Raw genomic sequence first — 18,559 nt, 5'->3', positions numbered from 1 at the left:
AGGTTCGAGTCCTACTGGCGGAGTATAGATTTCATTGCTGGACGTAGGTCTAGCTTTTTTTGTTTTTATCACCTTTTATAGTGACATATATGTCGCTATTTTATTTCTTATCTATCTCTTATAATAGGTTTCGTAATTAATTTAATTACAAAAATTATATCTATTAATAGGAGGTTGAATGGAACAAGAAGTTTTTGTTCATGCATATGAAGTTGTAAGGCCGATTGTACTTAAGGCTAGTAGACAATATTTCATCCAACTTTGGGACCTTGCTGATATGGAGCAAGAGGCTATGATGACGCTTTATCAGCTTTTAGAAAAGTTTCCTGAATTAAAGTCTGATGATGATAAGTTACGGCGTTATTTTAAAACTAAATTTAGGAATAGACTTAATGATGAGGTTAGAAGGCAGGAGTCTGTAAAACGTCAAGCTAATCGACAATGTTATATTGAAATTTCAGATATTGCTTTTTGTCTTCCAAATAAAGAGTTAGATGCTGTTGATAGGCTTGTTTATGATGAGCAGCTTAATGCTTTCCGTAATCAGTTGTCTTCGGAAGATGCTACTAAGTTAGACCGTTTGCTAGCTGGGGAGTGTTTTAGAGGTCGAAAAAAGATGATCAGAGAGTTAAAATTTTGGATGGTTGATTTTGATCCTTACAATGAAGATGATTAATTCTTAATATAGAACCTTGACTGGCAATATTGTTTAATATGAATAAAAAACACTTCGAAAGTAGATTCATCTTATCTATCTTTTGAAGTGTTTTTAATGTAATGAATTTATTTTACTGCTATAGGGTTTCCAATAAATCTTGGAAGTTCAATATTTTCTTTGATTAGGGCTTCTTGGTAAAGTTTCAAGAAGTCTGCATAGATATGAGTTTGTTGTCCATTTTTTGTAAAGATGTCAATGCGAAATACTAGTTGTCCGGAAGGAGTTGTGCTTAATCCAATGATATTTGGTGCTCCACAGATTTGAGGATAGTTTTCAATGTTTTCTTGATTTACTTCTTGGATGATGCTTGTCACCTTATTGATATCGGTTGATGGATAGACTGGGATATCAATTTGAGCTCTCATGTCTCCTCGAGATTTGTTGGATACAATTGTGATATTTCTGTTAGGTATAAAATGAAGAGTACCATCAAATCCTCGAATTTGAGTAGTGCGAATACCTACGGTTGAAACAAGGCCTGTAACGGCTCCTACTTCAACTGCGTCACCGACTTCAAATTGGTTTTCTAACAATATGAAAAAACCATTAACGACATCAGATAGGAAGCCCTGAGCTCCTAGACCAAGAGCAACTCCAGCAAGTCCTGCCCCAGCAAGGAGGCTAGATACTGGGACCCCAAGGATACTAAGAAGACAGTAAATAAGGAAGAAGTATAGCACGTAGTTCATGCAATTGTGTAGTAATCGTTCAATGGTTTTTTGTCGAGCAGGTGTTTGAATTGTCCAAGCTAGAGAGCGTCCCACTGTATGTTTAAAAAGGAAGTTGATAATCTTCTTACTAAGAAGAAAGATGATGAGGAGAATAAGGAGTTTAATCCCTTTCGTAATGAGTACCATTAGGGTCTCTTCAAAATTAAATTGTTGGATGTATCTTTGTAAAATATTCATAGCTCTAGTTTATCAAAATTTTGATAAAGTAGCAGTTTCTAACGATTTTCTTGTGATTAAATTGGATAAAAAAACTTTTAAAAGGCTTTGAAATATGGTAAACTAAACTGTATCTATAAAAAATTTTAAGGAGAATGACTACATGTCTGTATCATTTGAAAACACAGCCACTAACCGTGGTGTGGTGACATTCACTATCGGTCAAGATAAAATTCAACCAGCTTTGGATCAAGCATTTAACAAGGTTAAAAAGAATTTGAACGCTCCAGGCTTCCGTAAAGGACACATGCCTCGTGCCGTATTTAACCAAAAATTTGGTGAAGAAGCTCTTTACGACGATGCTTTGAATGCAATTCTTCCAGCAGCTTATGAAGCAGCGATTGCTGAACTTGGTCTTGATGTTGTTGCACAACCAAAAATTGATGTAAAATCAATTGAAAAAGGTCAAGATTGGACACTTACTGCAGAAGTTGTTACAAAACCTGAAGTAAAACTTGGTGCATATAAAGATCTTGAAGTTTCAGTTGAAGCTTCTAAAGAAGTTACTGATGAAGAAGTTGATGCTAAGCTTGAAAGCGAACGCAAAAACTTGTCTGAATTGGTTGTTAAAGAAGGTGCAGCTGAAAATGGCGACACTGTTGTTATCGACTTTGTTGGTTCAGTAGACGGTGTTGAATTTGATGGTGGTAAAGGTGAAAACCACTCTCTTGAACTTGGTTCAGGTCAATTTATCCCAGGTTTCGAAGACCAATTGGTTGGAGCAAAAGCTGGTGATGAAGTAGAAGTTAAAGTAACTTTCCCAGAAGACTATCAAGCTGCTGACCTTGCAGGTAAAGCTGCTGTATTTGTTACTAAAGTTAACGAAGTTAAAGCTAAAGAAGTTCCAGCTCTTGATGATGAGTTGGCTAAAGATCTTGACGATGAAGTTGAAACTCTTGATGAGTTGAAAGCTAAATACCGTAAAGAACTTGAAGCAGCTAAAGAAATCGCATTTGATGACGCTGTTGAAGGTGCTGCACTTGATTTGGCTGTTGAAAACGCTGAAATCGTTGAATTGCCAGCAGAAATGGTTGAAGACGAAGTTCACCGTGCTATGAACGAATTCATGGGCAACATGCAACGTCAAGGTATCTCTCCTGAAATGTACTTCCAAATCACTGGTACAACTCAAGAAGATCTTCACAAACAATATGAAGCTGACGCTGACAAACGTGTGAAAACTAACCTTGTTATCGAAGCTGTTGCTGCTGCTGAAGGATTCGACGCTACAGAAGAAGAAATCCAAAAAGAAATTAACGATCTTGCAGCTGAGTACAACATGGAAGTATCACAAGTTTCTGCACTTCTTTCACCTGAAATGCTTAAACACGATATCACTATGAAGAAAGCTGTTGAAGTTATCACAAGCACAGCAAAAGTTAAATAATATGACTAAAATCAAGTTTCTGTTGAGACTTGATTTTTTCTTCTATAAATGCTTTGACTATTGACTCTTTTTAGCGTAAAATAAAAGGTAGCGAAAAATTGATTGCTGAGCTATTTCTGATAGAAACTAGCTTGAGTAAGAATGAAGGAGAACCACTTTGGAACTAGACGTATTTGCTGGACAAGAAAAAAGTGAATTATCAATGATTGAAGTGGCCCGTGCTATCTTAGAAACACGTGGTCGTGATAATGAAATGTATTTCAATGATTTGGTCAATGAAATTCAAAATTACTTAGAAAAATCGGATGCTGATATCCGCAATGCTTTGCCATTCTTTTATTCAGATTTGAATACGGATGGAAGTTTCATTCCACTAGGTGATAACAAATGGGGCTTGCGTTCATGGTATGCAATTGATGAAATCGATGAAGAGGTCATCACATTGGAAGATACTGATGAAAATGCACCAAAACGTAAGAACAAGAAAGTTAATGCCTTCATGGATGGTGATGAAGATGCCATCGATTATAATGACGATGATCCAGAAGACGAGAACTTTACACCTGATTCTGATAGTCTTGAATATGACGACGATAGCGAAGATGATGAGAAAGCTGAAGTGGAATCTTATGACTCTGAGCTGAATGAAATTATTCCAGATGATGATTTGGATGATGTTGAGTTGTCAGAAGAAGATGATGACGATGACTATGAGGATGAGTCAAACGACTAAGTTTTCATTGACAAATGGTCTTGGATAGTTTAGACTATTTATCGGGCACCTCTTTTGAAGAGGTCATGATTAAGGCTCCCAGAGTAAAACTCTTGGGGGTCATTTTTGTTTTTAGTCATTTACTGGACTTGTCTAAGGTGAGGTACTTTGTACGGCTCCAATCAGGTACTAGGAAAGGACTATCGTGATTATCTGAGTGGGTAACCAATCTGCTATCTGTAGTTGTTTTGAATTATATTATAAGGAGTTAACATGACAAAATATATTTTCGTCACTGGTGGTGTGGTATCTTCAATTGGTAAAGGGATTGTAGCTGCAAGTCTTGGGCGTTTGCTTAAGAACCGTGGTCTTAAGGTTACGATTCAAAAATTTGATCCTTACATCAATATTGACCCAGGAACAATGAGTCCTTACCAACACGGTGAAGTTTATGTCACTGATGATGGTACTGAAACTGACCTTGACCTTGGTCACTACGAACGTTTTATTGATATCAATCTTAATAAATACTCTAACGTGACTACTGGTAAGATTTATAGCGAAGTTTTGCGTAAGGAACGTAAAGGAGAGTATCTTGGTGCGACTGTTCAGGTGATTCCGCATATCACAGATGCTTTGAAAGACAAGATTAAGCGCGCAGCGACAACAACTGATTCAGATGTCATTATCACTGAAGTTGGTGGTACGGTTGGTGATATTGAAAGTCTTCCATTCCTTGAAGCTCTTCGTCAAATGAAGGCTGATGTGGGCTCTGACAACGTTATGTATATCCACACAACGCTTCTTCCTTATTTGAAGGCTGCTGGTGAAATGAAGACAAAGCCAACGCAACACTCTGTTAAGGAATTGCGTGGTTTGGGTATCCAACCAAATATGTTGGTTATTCGTACAGAACAACCTGCTGGTCAAGGAATCAAGAATAAATTAGCTCAGTTCTGTGATGTTGCACCTGAGGCTGTTATCGAATCACTCGACGTGGAACATATCTATCAAGTGCCACTTAATATGCAGGCTCAAGGTATGGATCAAATCGTTTGTGATCATTTGAAACTGGATGCTCCAGCTGCAGATATGACAGAGTGGTCTGCTATGGTTGATAAGGTGCTTAACCTTAAGAAAACAACTAAAATTGCTCTTGTTGGTAAGTATGTGGAGCTTCACGATGCTTACTTGTCAGTAGTTGAGGCACTTAAACACTCAGGTTTGGCAAATGATACTGCCATTGATATTGACTGGGTCAATGCTAATGATTTGACTGCTGAAAATGTTGCTTCTCGTTTGGCTGATGCTGATGGTATTATTGTTCCTGGTGGTTTCGGTCAACGTGGTACTGAAGGTAAGATTCAAGCTATTCGTTATGCACGTGAGAATGATGTGCCAATGTTGGGTGTCTGTCTCGGTATGCAATTGACATGTATTGAGTTTGCTCGCCACATTCTTCACTTGGATGGCGCTAATTCAGCTGAGCTTGATCCAAACACAAAATATCCAATTATCGATATTATGCGTGATCAAATTGACATTGAAGACATGGGTGGTACTCTTCGTCTTGGTCTTTACCCATGTAAGTTGAAACCAGGTTCTAAGGCAGCTGCAGCTTATGGCAACCAAGAAGTTGTTCAACGTCGTCACCGTCACCGTTATGAATTTAATACTAAGTTCCGTGAACAGTTTGAGGCTGAGGGCTTTGTATTCTCAGGTGTGTCACCAGATAATCGTTTGATGGAAGTTGTAGAACTCCCAGACAAGAAATTCTTTGTGGCAGCGCAATACCACCCAGAATATCATAGCCGTCCAAACCATGCGGAAGAACTTTACAGTGCCTTTGTGACAGCAGCAGTTGAAAATGCTAAATAATTATCTAAGACAGAGTGGGATAGCCTACTCTGTTTTTTATTAGTTCCTTTTATGCTAAAATAAAGGGAATAATAAGAAAGAACGAGGAAAACAAATGGCTAAATTTGGCTTTTTGTCAGTATTAGAAGAAGAACTGGATAAGCACTTGGACTATGATTTTGCTATGGACTGGGATAAAAAGAATCATGCTGTGGAAGTAACGTTTATCCTGGAAGCGCAAAACAGTAGCAATGTCGAGACTATTGATGATAAGGGTGAAGTGTCTGATGAAGATGTCATTTTTGAGGATTACGTGCTCTTTTACAATCCAGCAAAATCACGTTTTGATGAAGAGGACTACCTAGTGACAATTCCATATGAACCTAAGAAAGGTCTATCTCGTGAGTTTTTGTCCTATTTTGCGGAGACCTTGAATGAGGTGGCAACAGAAGGATTGAGTGACTTGATGGATTTTCTATCTGATGATGGACCTGAGGAATTCGGTTTGGTTTGGGACAAAGAAGCTTTCGAAAAAGGGAAAGCTCAACTTGAAGAGAAGGAATTTTTTGCTTATCCAAGGTATTAAAGGGAGCGAAAAGGGATGGATGCTTATTTAAAAGATCAGTTCGATTTTACAGGTGTTAAGGCTGCCTTACTCGTAGAGCAAAGTATTTTGGTCATTCTCAGAGATAATAAACCAGATATTCCTTGGCCAAATACATGGGAGTTGCCAGGTGGTGGAAGAGAAGGTCAAGAAACGCCTCTTGAATGTCTTCAACGTGAGGTCTGGGAGGAGCTGGGCTTGACTTTGAAAGAGGAATCGATTATTTGGTCGAAAATCTATCCTAGTATGTTGGATAAAGATAGGTCAGCTGTCTTTGTGGTTGGCCAAATTAGCCAAGAGCAGTATCGTGAGATTCGTTTTGGTGACGAGGGACAGGAATTTAAACTAATGCCTGTAGAGGATTTTATAAAAGCAGAAGGTGTCATTGCCCAGTTGCAGGAACGCTTTAAAGACTATTTAGTAGGAAAGGAAACAGAGAAATAAATGGACAAATGGCAAGAATTAACGATTGAAGTTAATCGTGAGGTCGAAGAAGCGGCTTCTAATATTTTAATTGAGTCTGGGAGCCAGGGTGTGGCTATTGATGATAGTGCAGATTATTTGGAAAATGCGGACCGTTTTGGGGAACTTTATCCTGAGGTTGAGCAGGTTGAAACGGTTAAAATTACGGCTTATTATCCAGAGTCAGCAGATATCGAGGCCATTACTAAGCAGGTCAATGAGCGTTTGGCTGAGTTGACAGATTTTGGTCTTGAAACTGGAGATATTCACTTAGCTACTCAAGAATTGGTTGAAGAAGATTGGGCTGAGAATTGGAAAAAATACTATGAACCAGCTCGCATTACCCATGACCTGACTATCGTACCGTCATGGACGGATTATGAGGCATCAGAGGGGGAAAAGGTCATTAAGTTGGATCCTGGTATGGCCTTTGGGACAGGAACACATCCAACAACTAAGATGAGCCTCTTTGCCTTGGAGCAGGTGCTTCGTGGTGGTGAGACGGTGATTGATGTGGGGACTGGTTCAGGAGTCCTCTCGATTGCTAGCTCTCTGCTTGGTGCCAAGGAAATCTACGCTTATGACCTTGACGATGTAGCGGTTCGAGTGGCACAGGAAAACATTGATATGAATCCTGGTATGGAAAATATTCATGTTGCTGCGGGAGATCTTTTGAAGGGCGTGACGCAAGAAGCTGATGTTATCGTGGCTAATATTCTGGCGGATATTCTCATCCACCTGACAGAAGATGCCGACCGTTTGGTTAAGGATGAAGGTTATTTGATTATGTCAGGGATTATCTCTGAAAAATGGGATATGGTGCGTGAATCGGCTGAGAAAGCTGGTTTCTTCCTAGAAACTCACATGGTTCAGGGAGAGTGGAATGCCTGTGTCTTCAAGAAGACAGATGATATTTCAGGTGTGATTGGAGGCTAAATGCAACAGTATTTTATAAAGGGGCAGGTTGAAAATCCAGTAATTATCAAAGACAAGGATACTGTGAAGCATATGTTTAACGTTATGCGTTTAACAGAGGATGATCAGGTTGTCTTGGTTTTTGAAGATGGTATCAAGCGTCTTGCGCGTGTGACTGACCGTGAGAATCACGTCTTTGAAGTGATTGAAGATTTAACTGATAATGTCGAGATGCCTGTATCTGTAACCATTGCCTCAGGTTTTCCCAAGGGAGATAAACTGGAGTTGGTGACACAAAAGGCAACAGAGCTTGGAGCTCAGGCTATTTGGGCCTTCCCTGCCGACTGGTCTGTGGTTAAGTGGGATGGTAAGAAGCTAGCCAAGAAGGAAGATAAGCTTGCCAAAATTGCTCTAGGAGCTGCAGAACAATCCAAGCGTAATCGTGTGCCAGAAGTCAGATTGTTCGAGAAAAAAGGGGAATTTCTATCAGAATTAGATAATTTTGATAAGATTTTTATCGCCTATGAGGAAACAGCCAAAGCAGGTGAGTTGGCTACTCTAGCTCGTGAGTTGGCTCAGGTAGAGAATGGTCAGAAAATTCTCTTTATCTTTGGACCAGAAGGTGGTATTTCTCCGTCTGAGATTGATGTTTTTGAGGAAGCTGGTGGCGTTAAAATTGGCCTTGGACCGCGTATTATGCGGACGGAAACGGCTCCTCTCTACGCTTTGAGTAGTGTGAGTTATGCCCTAGAATTGAATAAATAAGAGAAAGTTGGCCTTGTTCCAACTTTTTTGTATTTGACACTTTTAAGCTAAGATTGCATCTTGTTATTGGTTTTGTATGACAAATCGAGTAATTCTAAAAAAGTTGATAATCTTATTTAGGTTTAATATAATTGTATTATCTTTATAAAAGGGGAAGATTTTTAATGAAAACGAATCGTTATGTGACTCAATCCGCTGTGGTTTTGGGCCTCTTTGCTCTCTTGACTGTGCCACAAGTCATAGGGCAAGCCGATGAAGCAACGGCACCAGTACCAACTGCTTCTACCGAAACTGTGGCAGATAGTGGTGCCTCTGTAGTATCAGGACAAGGAACTTCTGGGACAGCTGTTCAAGGAGGAACAGAGACTGTCTCTGCTACGCCAACAACAGTAGTGACAAATGCGTCTACAGAGCCATCAGCTAATACCTCAACGAACCAAGCAAGTCAAGAAGCCAGTGCTGTTTTGACAAATGCCAATCAGGTGACACCAGCAGTGCCAGTACAGGCTGAAACTGTTACAGAGCCTGCTCATGAGGGGCAGACCGTTGATATGCAGATTTTGTCAACAACAGATCTTCATACCAACTTGGTTAACTATGATTATTATCAAGATAAGCCGTCTCAAACAGTTGGTTTGTCTAAAACTGCTGTTCTTATCAAAAAAGCCCGTGAAACTAATCCCAATACGGTCTTAGTGGACAGTGGGGATACGATTCAGGGAACTCCTTTTGGGACTTATAAGGCTTTGATTGACCCCGTTGCCCAAGGTGAGACTCACCCTATGTACAAGGCCTTTGAGATGCTGGGTTACGATGCCGAAACACTTGGAAACCACGAGTTTAACTATGGTCTAGAATTTTTGGATCGTATGGTTAAGGCTGCTAAGATTAACATTATCAATGCCAACGTGCGTAATGCTCAGACAGGTGACTACTATTACAACCCTTATAAGATTGTTAACAAGACCTTTACTGATACAGACGGCAAACAGGTAACGCTAAAAATCGGTATTACTGGTGTCCTTCCAACACAGATTTTGGTTTGGGATAAGGCCAACCTTGAAGGTAAGGTAACTGTGGATGATCCAATGGAGGCTGTTAAGACTATCGTTCCTAAGATGAAGGCTGCAGGAGCTGACTTTATCCTTGTTGCTGCTCACTCTGGTATTGGTGACAATGAATACACTAAGAATGAGGAAAATGAAGGTTACCAAATTGCTGGTATCGAAGGCGTTGATGCTGTTGCGACAGGGCATTCTCATGCGGATTTCCCAAATGGAGATGGTACAAGTTTTTATGCGAAATATCCTGGTGTAGATGATGTCAATGGTCTCATCAATGGGAAACCTGTGGTTATGGCTGGTAAATTCGGAGATCATCTAGGCATCATGGATGTCAAATTGACTTACACGGATGGTAAATGGAAAGTTGTTAACAGTAAGGCCAAGCTTGAAAAGATTGATACTAAGTCAGATGTTGCGGACAAGGACTTAATTAATATGGCTGCTCATGACCATAATGGAACAATCAACTATGTTCGTAAGGAAGTTGGTGAGACTACTGCACCAATTACTAGCTATTTTGCTCAGGTTCAGGACGATCCATCTATTCAAATCGTTAATAATGCACAACTATGGTATGCTAAAAAACAAGTAGCTGGAACAGCAGATGCGAATCTTCCACTCCTCTCAGCTGCAGCACCTTTCAAGGCGGGGACTCGTGGGGATGCGACTTACTATACCGATATTCCAGCAGGACCATTAGCCATTAAGAATGTCGCGGACCTCTACCTCTACGACAATGTTACTGCCCTACTCAAGGTGACTGGTGCACAAATAAAAGAATGGTTGGAAATGTCTGCAGGACAGTTCAATCAAATTGATCCTAATAGCAAAGAGCCACAACAACTCATTAATAGTAGCTATCGCTCATACAATTACGATGTGATTGATGGGGTGACTTATAAGTTTGATTTGACACAACCTAACAAATACGATCGTGAAGGTAAGTTGGTTAACCCAGATGCTAGTCGTGTTCGTGACTTGACTTATCAAGGTAAACCCATTGATTTGAATCAGACTTTCCTTGTCGTGACTAACAACTATCGTGCGACTGGTAACTTCCCTGGTGTTAAGGATGCTGCAGAAAAACGTCTCCTCAATCTTGAGAATCGTCAGGCAATCATTGATTATATCGTTAGTGAGAAAACGATTAACCCAACTGCTGATGGAAATTGGAGTTTCGTTCCTAATATTACGAATGCAGATATCCGTTTTGCTTCATCTGACAATGCGCGTGCCCACCTTGCTGGTCAGGATGCCATTAGTTATGTAGGACCATCAACACAAGCAGGATTTGCAGAGTATCGTTTGGTTGTTAAGGAAAAGGCAAATCAAGTTGAGGATACGACTAAGAAAGAATCTGAGAAGTTACCAAAAGGTTCTGAGACAGCGGATCAAACTAAGCGTGAGACACCAAAAGCTATTGTAGGTGCTAGCGTGGCTAAACCTGCCCCAGCTATCCAGTTGTCAAACGCTCAAGTCGTTATCTTGCCTCAAGCTCAAGTACAAGAAACTCAAGGTTCAAGTTCAGTTAAGACCTTGCCAAACACTGGTTCAGACGAATCTGTGTCAGCAACTTTAGCTGGTCTGGTTCTTATGACCTTGGCTGGATTCTTTGGAATCAAAAAACACGAAAAAAATTAAGCAAAGGAAAAAGCCCCTGACAGGGCTTTTTTGCTCTAGTTTTAGCGTTGGTTAAAGTTCTTTTGGGCTTCTAGGATAATAGGTGCTAGACGTTCGATATCGGACTGTGTACCGCGTAGTTCGAAGTCACCCAACATTGGGAAACCAAAACGTTGACTGTACTGTTTGGCGGTTAGGCAGTACTGGTTATTGAAGTTACGGTTACCAGAACCGATGATACCAAAGCAACGTTCGTGATTGCCATGGGCTGCGATAAAGTCACCCAGTGGATTGGTTAGGATCTCAACATCTCCATTGTCAACGCCATTTCCTCCTTCAAGGTAGGTTGGTAAGAGTGCGACAAAGGGTTCATCTACTTGGAAGGTTTCATGATTAAGCTCTTTAATATTGATTTGGCGACATTCAATCCCGTGGTTGAGGGATAGGTAGTCAGACATACGTTTGACAAAGCTTTGGGTATTGCCACTTAGACTAATATAAACGAGGGTAAGTTGAGACATAAGCGTCCTCTTTCTATCTATATCTTGTGTTTGCTCAATCATTCTAACACAAGATGTTGTGCTTTTCAAGTTGGCTCCTTGCAGTTAATAATTGCCTATCTAGCTCTTTTTCTTTACTTGTAAAAGTGATAAAATAAAGGTTATTAAAAGAAGCGAAGGAAGAAATCATGGCTAAAGATAAAAATGTAACAGGAGAAGAAATTTTAGACATTTGCTCGGCCTACATGTCAGCAGATGATTTGAAATTAGTTGAAAAAGCCTGGCATTATGCGACAGATGCTCATAGTGGGCAATCTCGTCAGTCAGGAGAACCTTATATTATTCATCCTATTCAAGTGGCAGGTATCCTGGCAGACCTTCATCTTGATGCAGTGACAGTAGCCTGTGGTTTCTTACACGATGTCGTTGAAGACACCGAAAAAACGCTCGATGATTTGGAAACGGATTTTGGTACGGATGTACGAAATATCGTAGACGGTGTTACTAAGCTTGGTAAGGTTGAGTACAAGTCCCACGAGGAGCAGTTGGCTGAAAACCACCGTAAGATGCTTATGGCCATGTCTAAGGATATCCGTGTCATCTTGGTTAAATTGGCCGACCGTTTACACAATATGCGTACCCTAAAGCATCTTCGCAAGGATAAGCAAGAGCGCATTTCTCGTGAAACCATGGAAATCTATGCTCCTTTGGCTCACCGTCTGGGTATCAGTCGTATCAAATGGGAATTGGAAGATATGTCCTTCCGTTACCTTAATGAGGTGGAATTCTACAAGATTTCTCACATGATGAAGGAAAAACGTCGTGAGCGTGAGGAACTTGTGGACGAGATTGTCGATAAAATTAAGACCTACACAGCTGAACAAGGACTTGTTGGTGATGTTTATGGTCGTCCAAAGCATATCTACTCCATTTATCGTAAGATGCGCGACAAGAAAAAGCGCTTCGATCAAATTTATGATTTGATTGCCATCCGTTGTGTCATGGAGACGCACAGTGATGTTTATGCCATGTTGGGATACATTCATGAGCTCTGGCGTCCGATGCCTGGCCGTTTCAAAGACTATATTGCCAATCCTAAATCCAATGGTTACCAGTCTATCCATACAACGGTTTATGGACCAAAAGGACCTATTGAAATCCAAATCCGTACCAAGGAAATGCACCAAGTTGCTGAATACGGGGTTGCAGCTCACTGGGCTTACAAGAAAGGGATCAAGGGCAAGGTAGATTCGAAAGAGTCCGCTTTGGGAATGAACTGGATTAAAGATCTTGTTGAACTTCAAGATGCCTCAAATGGTGATGCTATGGGATTTGTAGACTCTGTTAAAGAGGATATCTTCTCAGAGCGTATTTATGTCTTTACGCCAAATGGTGCTGTTCAGGAATTACCTAAAGATTCAGGACCTATTGACTTTGCCTATGCTATCCATACCCAAGTTGGAGAGAAGGCTACAGGTGCTAAGGTTAATGGCCGTATGGTTCCCTTGACTGCCAAACTTAAGACAGGTGATGTGGTTGAGATTGTCACTAATGCCAATTCTTTTGGTCCTAGTCGTGACTGGATTAAGATGGTCAAGACAACCAAGGCCAGAAATAAAATTCGACAATTCTTTAAGAATCAGGATAAGGAAGCTTCTATCACCAAAGGTCGTGAGCTGTTGATTGCCTACTTCCAAGAGCATGGCTATATTGCCAATAAGTACCTAGACAAGAAACATATTGAGGAAATTCTTCCTCGTATGAGTGTGCGTAGTGAAGAAGCTCTCTATGCCGCTGTTGGCTTTGGCGAAATTAGTGCTGCTGCTGTTTTCAATCGTCTGACAGAAAAAGAACGCCGTGAGGAAGAGCGTGCTAAGGCAAAAGCTGAAGCTGAAGAGCTAATGAACGGTGGCGAGGTTAAGACTGAGAAGAAAGAAGTTCTTAAGGTTAAGAGTGAAAATGGAGTCATCATTCAAGGTGCCTCTGGTCTCCTCATGCGTATCGCTAAGTGCTGTAACCCAGTACCTGGAGATGAGATTGAAGGTTACATCACCAAGGGCCGTGGAATTGCTATTCACCGTTCAGATTGTAATAATATCAAGAGTCAAGAAGGTTATGAACAACGTTTAATCGAAGTAGAGTGGGATGAACGTAATGCTAATAAATCTTATTTGGCAGAGATTGACATCTATGGCCTTAACCGTTCTGGTCTGTTGAATGATGTTCTTCAAATCTTGTCAAATACGACCAAGAGCATTGCTACGGTCAATGCACAACCGACTAAGGACATGAAGTTTGCCAATATTCACGTTAGCTTTGAAATTGCAAACCTTATTGAATTGACTGGTCTTGTGGATAAGATTAAAATTATCCCTGATGTTTACAGTGTTAAACGTACGAATGGTTAAGGAGTTACTGCGATGAAGATTGTAATTCAGCGTGTGCAAAGTGCCTCTGTGGTTATTGAGGATTGTACGGTTGGCGCTATTAAGCAGGGACTCTTACTCTTGGTTGGAGTTGGTCCCGAGGACACCAAAGAGGACCTAGAGTATGCAGTTCGTAAGATTGTCAATATGCGCATTTTTTCAGATGAAGATGGCAAGATGAATCTTTCTGTTAAGGATATTGGTGGCCAAATTTTGTCGATTTCTCAGTTTACGCTTTTTGCAGATACGAAAAAGGGGAATCGACCAGCATTTACGGGTGCTGCAAAGCCCGACATGGCTAGCCAGTTCTATGACGATTTCAACCAATCCTTGTCAACTCATGTTCCTGTAGAAAGAGGACGTTTTGGCGCAGATATGCAGGTTAGTTTGGTCAATGACGGACCTGTGACCATTATTTTAGATACCAAAAATCGATAAACAAACCATTTCTCGCCTTGTGTGAGAGGTGGTTTTTTATTCTCTCACATGAACTATTTAGGTGATGGATTTTCATTATTTGGGATTTATTTTTGTCATTTTAAGTAGCCTGAATCAAGTGAATATTTAATGAAATTAGAAAATGTTGTTCTCAAATTTCTGAAAAAACCTGACCATTCATGATGAAAAAATTACCGTTTACGAGGATTACCGGAAATTCCCTTGTCTTACAAAAAAGATTAAGTTAACATTAGTTTCATAAGAAACACCAAGCGATTTTTATGAAACTAAAAATAACTCGAGTTTACAGCATGCAAATACAAATAGTGATAATTTGAAACGCCGAGGTGATTTAAACTTTTTTAGAGGGATAGAGAGATATGTCAAAGAAAGTAGCGTCAACTAAATTATTATCAGGTTTGTTTGTAGCCGGTGGTGTCCTAGGGATGAATCAGGTTGCCAAGGCGGATAACGTGGTCAGTTCAGAAGCAACAAAACCAGTTATTACAACTGAAGCAGATAACTTGGTGGTGGTACCAACTGAGGCCGTTGCTCCAGTAGCGACAACAGAAGTAGGTCCATCATCTGCCGCTGTTGCGACAGATACTGCAACAACAGCGACAGCTTCTACAATCTTTTCACAAGCTGTGCCAGCAGAGAGTGCTAGCTCAGAAACGCTTGTAGCCAGTGAAGCACTAGCTCCTGAGTCAGCTGCTGTGGAAACCATCACATCATCATCTGATAATGCTACTGAAGCAGGGCGCCATTCAACTGCTCAAGTAACACCAGTTACAGAAGTGACAGAGCAAAACTTGAATGGTGATGCCTATTTGACAGATCCAGAAACAACAAAAGCAGCCTATAGCAAGACAGATGGTGATATTAATTATTCCGTTGTTGTGTCTAATCCAACAGCAGAAACTAAGACGATGACTGTCAACTTGACACTTCAACATGCTTCAGAAATCATTGGTCAAGATAACGTTGACCTCACGCTAGCGGCAGGAGCTTCAGCTAAGGTTTCAAACTTGACAGTAGCGTCAGAGTGGTTGACAAACAATACAGGTTACTTGGTGACAATCAGTGTCAACGATAAATCTGGAAGTACTTTGTCAAGCAAGCGTGCTGGCTTGTCTGTTGAAGATGATTGGACAGTTTTCCCACGTTACGGTATCGTAGCAGGTTCGCCAACTGATCAAAACAGTATTCTTGTTAAAAATCTTGAAGCCTACCGTAAAGAGCTTGAGCTCATGAAGTCTATGAATATCAACTCATATTTCTTCTATGATGCTTATAACGAAGCTACAGATCCTTTCCCAGAGGGTGTCGATAGCTTTGTTCAAAAATGGAATACCTGGAGTCACACTCAGGTTGACACTAAGGCTGTTAAAGAATTGGTTGACCAAGTTCATAAGTCAGGTGCTGTTGCCATGCTTTATAACATGATTTCAGCAGATTCAAATCCAAAGAATCCAGCCCTTCCCCTTGCTGCTTTGGCTTACAACTTTTACGATAGCTTTGGTAAGAAGGGTGAACCGATGACTTACACTATCGGTGATAACCCAACTCAAGTTTACTATGATCCGGCGAATCCAGATTGGCAAAAATACATCGCAGGAGTCATGAAATCAGCTATGGATCGTATGGGATTCGATGGTTGGCAAGGTGATACAATTGGTGACAACCGTGTGACTGATTATGAGCACCGTAACAGCACAGACGAGGCTGACTCACACATGATGTCTGATTCATATGCGTCATTTATTAATGCTATGAAAGACCTCATCGGTGAAAAGTACTACATCACAATCAATGATGTTAATGGTGGTAATGACGATAAACTAGCCAAGGCACGTCAAGATGTTGTTTATAATGAGCTTTGGACAAATGGTGGTTCAGTTATTCCAGGACGTATGCAGGTTGCCTATGGTGATTTGAAAGCACGTATCGATATGGTACGCAATAAAACTGGTAAATCACTTATCGTTGGTGCCTACATGGAAGAACCAGGTATTGACTATACTGTTCCTGGCGGAAAAGCAACTAACGGTGCGGGTAAAGATGCCCTTGCTGGTAAACCATTGCAAGCTGATGCGACACTTCTCGTAGATGCGACAGTAGCTGCAGCCGGTGGCCATCACATGTCCATTGCAGCCCTTGCCAATGCTAATGCAGCCCTTAACGTTCTTCAAAGTGCCTATTACCCAACGCAATACCTCAGTGTAGCTAAGGACACTATTCGTAAGCTTTACAATTACCAACAGTTCATCACTGCTTATGAAAATCTTCTCCGTGGAGAGGGTGTGACTAATAGCACTCAGTCTGTATCTACCAAGAATGCTGCCGGTGAAATCCTTTCTAAAGATGCTCTTGGTGTGACAGGAGATCAAGTTTGGACATTTGCTAAATCAGGAAAAGGTTTCTCAACTGTTCAAATGATTAACATGATGGGCATCAATGCGGGCTGGCATAATGAAGAGGGTTATGCGGACAATAAAACACCGGACGCACAAGAAAATCTCACAGTTCGTCTTAGCCTAGCAGGTAAAACAGCTCAAGAAGCTGCTAAAATTGCCAATCAAGTCTATGTGACGTCACCAGATGATTGGGCAACTTCAAGCATGAAGAAGGCACAAGCAAGTCTTGAAACAGATGAAAATGGTCAACCAGTGCTTGTCATTTCAGTTCCTAAACTAACTCTTTGGAACATGCTCTATATCAAGGAAGACACAACAGCAACACCGGTAGAACCAGTTATCTTGAAACCAGTTACTAACCAAGCTGGTAAGAAAGCAGATAATACCGTAACATCTGAAGCAAGCTCAGAAACAGCTAAATCAGAAAATACAACAGTAAACAAAGATTCAGAGTCTCCAACTGATAAGAAACCATCTGTTGAAGCTCCTAAACTCGATGAAACAACTAAACCAGCACCATCAGTTGACGAGTTAGTAAACTCAGCAGCTGTTCCAGTGGCGATAGCTGTGTCAGAGACTGCACATGATAAGAAAGATGACAACTCAGTATCTAATACGGATCAAGGTACAGTAGCGTCAGATTCAATCACTGCATCAGCTTCAGAGGCTACAAGCACAGCTGCCTCAACAGCCTCATCAGAAGTATCAGAAAATACACCAGTATCATCGGAAGCATCAGAAACTGAAAATAGTTCAGCAGCATCAACTTCAGAGTCAGCAATTCCAACGACGACAGCAATTTCAGAATCACATGCAGTAGTTGAACCAGTGGCTTCTTTGACAGAAACAGAGAGTCAGGCAAGCACTAGCCTTGTTTCAGAAACTACAAGCACAACAGTATCATCGAAGGTCTCAGAAACTGATATTATCTCAGAAGCATCAACTTCCGAGACTTCAGCATCTGAATCAGAGAATTCAATCAGCACAGTCGTTTCAGAATCAGAAGTAGTTAAAGAACCAGCTGTTTCATTGACAGAATCAGAAAGTCAAGTGAGCACTTCAGAAGTGACTTCGGCAATTTCAGAAACAGTGAGCACGTCTGAGGAAGTCATCCTTGATGGACTATCAGAAAACATCAATAGTTGGAATAGACTCTCTGCAGCTCCTCGCGTCTCAGAAAACTTACCAAGTACTTCTGAAACGATTACAGAAGCAGCGTCACTCTTTAGCAATTATGCAAGATATTCAGAAACAGCAAGCTCAGAATCTCACTCTATGGTAGCAGCTTCTTCAGAAGCTTCTATTGAAAAATTAGCAGTATCAATCTTGAAAGATACTGAGGGTGGCTTGTACGATGCAACTACAATCAGAAATATTGTTGAGATGATTGATAGCATTACAACAAATGTTAGCTATACTCGCAGTAGCCGTCAAGACCTTAACAATACAGCTTCGTCAGATAACACTTACAGTGGTAGTCAAGATCTTAACCTTGCAAGTAAGACAACGACGCAAGCAGGTGAAAAAGGAACAGCTGAAGATCTTAAGGCTACAATTGCTAAAACAGCAAAATCTCACAAGTGGGGAGAACATGCTGTAGCTATCCTCACAGCTATTGTCCTTGCAGGTGCGGCAACCCTTGCAGCTCTTCGTAACTTCTTGATGTCAAAAAAAGTTGATAAATAATAAGTAGAACTCTTTGTGTAAACAAGGAGTTTTCTTTATAC

General features: G+C 40.7%; 14 protein-coding genes. 12 read left to right on the top strand and 2 right to left on the bottom strand.

All coding sequences use genetic code 11. The annotated features are described in order from the left end of the window. The first annotated feature begins 178 nt into the window (after positions 1–178). Positions 179–676 carry a sigma factor gene (locus ADH51_RS01440; protein ID WP_002885610.1) on the top strand — a complete coding sequence of 166 codons (498 nt, stop codon included), beginning with the start codon at positions 179–181 and terminating at the stop codon, positions 674–676. Between the two features lie 107 nt (positions 677–783). Here the strand turns inward: ADH51_RS01440 and ADH51_RS01435 are convergent, their stop codons facing one another. Continuing rightward, positions 784–1,626, bottom strand: a complete 843-nt coding sequence (locus tag ADH51_RS01435; protein ID WP_048673996.1) for a mechanosensitive ion channel family protein — start codon at positions 1,624–1,626, stop codon at positions 784–786. A gap of 142 nt (positions 1,627–1,768) precedes the next feature. Between ADH51_RS01435 and tig the strand changes: the two genes are divergently transcribed. The 8 genes from tig to ADH51_RS01395 all read left to right on the top strand — a co-directional run bounded on the left by tig (position 1,769) and on the right by ADH51_RS01395 (position 11,072). Further along, positions 1,769–3,052, top strand: a complete 1,284-nt coding sequence (gene tig, locus ADH51_RS01430) for a trigger factor (RefSeq protein WP_037598880.1) — start codon at positions 1,769–1,771, stop codon at positions 3,050–3,052. Between the two features lie 157 nt (positions 3,053–3,209). Next, positions 3,210–3,785 (top strand): DNA-directed RNA polymerase subunit delta, encoded by a 576-nt coding sequence (gene rpoE, locus ADH51_RS01425; protein WP_002885605.1) that lies wholly within the window; start codon positions 3,210–3,212, stop codon positions 3,783–3,785. A gap of 252 nt (positions 3,786–4,037) precedes the next feature. Beyond that, positions 4,038–5,642, top strand: coding sequence for a CTP synthase (locus ADH51_RS01420; protein WP_002889723.1), 1,605 nt, complete (start codon positions 4,038–4,040; stop codon positions 5,640–5,642). A 94-nt stretch (positions 5,643–5,736) separates the two neighbouring features. Continuing rightward, positions 5,737–6,207, top strand: coding sequence for a DUF3013 family protein (locus tag ADH51_RS01415; protein ID WP_037598883.1), 471 nt, complete (start codon positions 5,737–5,739; stop codon positions 6,205–6,207). A gap of 15 nt (positions 6,208–6,222) precedes the next feature. Beyond that, positions 6,223–6,669 (top strand): NUDIX hydrolase, encoded by a 447-nt coding sequence (locus tag ADH51_RS01410; RefSeq protein WP_037604207.1) that lies wholly within the window; start codon positions 6,223–6,225, stop codon positions 6,667–6,669. Beyond that, positions 6,670–7,623, top strand: a complete 954-nt coding sequence (gene prmA, locus ADH51_RS01405; RefSeq protein WP_048673993.1) for a 50S ribosomal protein L11 methyltransferase — start codon at positions 6,670–6,672, stop codon at positions 7,621–7,623. Beyond that, positions 7,624–8,367: a 16S rRNA (uracil(1498)-N(3))-methyltransferase gene (locus ADH51_RS01400; protein ID WP_048673991.1), complete on the top strand. Its 744-nt coding sequence runs from the start codon at positions 7,624–7,626 to the stop codon at positions 8,365–8,367. Between the two features lie 164 nt (positions 8,368–8,531). After that, the gene (locus ADH51_RS01395) at positions 8,532–11,072 is read left to right on the top strand and encodes a bifunctional 2',3'-cyclic-nucleotide 2'-phosphodiesterase/3'-nucleotidase (RefSeq protein ID WP_048673989.1); all 2,541 of its coding nucleotides are present in this window, start codon (positions 8,532–8,534) and stop codon (positions 11,070–11,072) included. Between the two features lie 41 nt (positions 11,073–11,113). Here ADH51_RS01395 and nrdI read toward each other — a convergent pair whose 3' ends face one another. Continuing rightward, positions 11,114–11,572: a class Ib ribonucleoside-diphosphate reductase assembly flavoprotein NrdI gene (gene nrdI / locus ADH51_RS01390; RefSeq protein ID WP_002883589.1), complete on the bottom strand. Its 459-nt coding sequence runs from the start codon at positions 11,570–11,572 to the stop codon at positions 11,114–11,116. 167 nt (positions 11,573–11,739) lie between these two features. Between nrdI and ADH51_RS01385 the strand changes: the two genes are divergently transcribed. The 3 genes from ADH51_RS01385 to ADH51_RS01375 all read left to right on the top strand — a co-directional run bounded on the left by ADH51_RS01385 (position 11,740) and on the right by ADH51_RS01375 (position 18,518). After that, positions 11,740–13,959: a RelA/SpoT family protein gene (locus ADH51_RS01385; protein WP_037604083.1), complete on the top strand. Its 2,220-nt coding sequence runs from the start codon at positions 11,740–11,742 to the stop codon at positions 13,957–13,959. Positions 13,960–13,971: 12 nt separating this feature from the next. Further along, on the top strand, positions 13,972–14,415 hold the full coding sequence (gene dtd, locus ADH51_RS01380; RefSeq protein ID WP_002886426.1) for a D-aminoacyl-tRNA deacylase: 444 nt from the start codon (positions 13,972–13,974) through the stop codon (positions 14,413–14,415). Between the two features lie 380 nt (positions 14,416–14,795). Then, positions 14,796–18,518 carry a glycoside hydrolase family 66 protein gene (locus ADH51_RS01375; RefSeq protein ID WP_048673986.1) on the top strand — a complete coding sequence of 1,241 codons (3,723 nt, stop codon included), beginning with the start codon at positions 14,796–14,798 and terminating at the stop codon, positions 18,516–18,518. Positions 18,519–18,559 lie beyond the last annotated feature (41 nt).

This window comes from Streptococcus sp. 449_SSPC (assembly GCF_001073005.1).
GTDB lineage: Bacteria > Bacillota > Bacilli > Lactobacillales > Streptococcaceae > Streptococcus > Streptococcus salivarius_F.
This window is presented reverse-complemented; position numbering and strand designations above follow the sequence as displayed.

What these genes read in the sequence shown, in the direction of transcription:
- ADH51_RS01440 (WP_002885610.1), top strand. Translation starts at nt 179, where the DNA reads ATGGAACAAGAAGTTTTTGTTCATGCATATGAAGTTGTAAGGCCGATT.
- ADH51_RS01435 (WP_048673996.1), bottom strand. Translation starts at nt 1,626, where the DNA reads ATGAATATTTTACAAAGATACATCCAACAATTTAATTTTGAAGAGACC.
- tig (WP_037598880.1), top strand. Translation starts at nt 1,769, where the DNA reads ATGTCTGTATCATTTGAAAACACAGCCACTAACCGTGGTGTGGTGACA.
- ADH51_RS01420 (WP_002889723.1), top strand. Translation starts at nt 4,038, where the DNA reads ATGACAAAATATATTTTCGTCACTGGTGGTGTGGTATCTTCAATTGGT.
- ADH51_RS01415 (WP_037598883.1), top strand. Translation starts at nt 5,737, where the DNA reads ATGGCTAAATTTGGCTTTTTGTCAGTATTAGAAGAAGAACTGGATAAG.
- ADH51_RS01410 (WP_037604207.1), top strand. Translation starts at nt 6,223, where the DNA reads ATGGATGCTTATTTAAAAGATCAGTTCGATTTTACAGGTGTTAAGGCT.
- prmA (WP_048673993.1), top strand. Translation starts at nt 6,670, where the DNA reads ATGGACAAATGGCAAGAATTAACGATTGAAGTTAATCGTGAGGTCGAA.
- ADH51_RS01400 (WP_048673991.1), top strand. Translation starts at nt 7,624, where the DNA reads ATGCAACAGTATTTTATAAAGGGGCAGGTTGAAAATCCAGTAATTATC.
- ADH51_RS01395 (WP_048673989.1), top strand. Translation starts at nt 8,532, where the DNA reads ATGAAAACGAATCGTTATGTGACTCAATCCGCTGTGGTTTTGGGCCTC.
- nrdI (WP_002883589.1), bottom strand. Translation starts at nt 11,572, where the DNA reads ATGTCTCAACTTACCCTCGTTTATATTAGTCTAAGTGGCAATACCCAA.
- ADH51_RS01385 (WP_037604083.1), top strand. Translation starts at nt 11,740, where the DNA reads ATGGCTAAAGATAAAAATGTAACAGGAGAAGAAATTTTAGACATTTGC.
- dtd (WP_002886426.1), top strand. Translation starts at nt 13,972, where the DNA reads ATGAAGATTGTAATTCAGCGTGTGCAAAGTGCCTCTGTGGTTATTGAG.
- ADH51_RS01375 (WP_048673986.1), top strand. Translation starts at nt 14,796, where the DNA reads ATGTCAAAGAAAGTAGCGTCAACTAAATTATTATCAGGTTTGTTTGTA.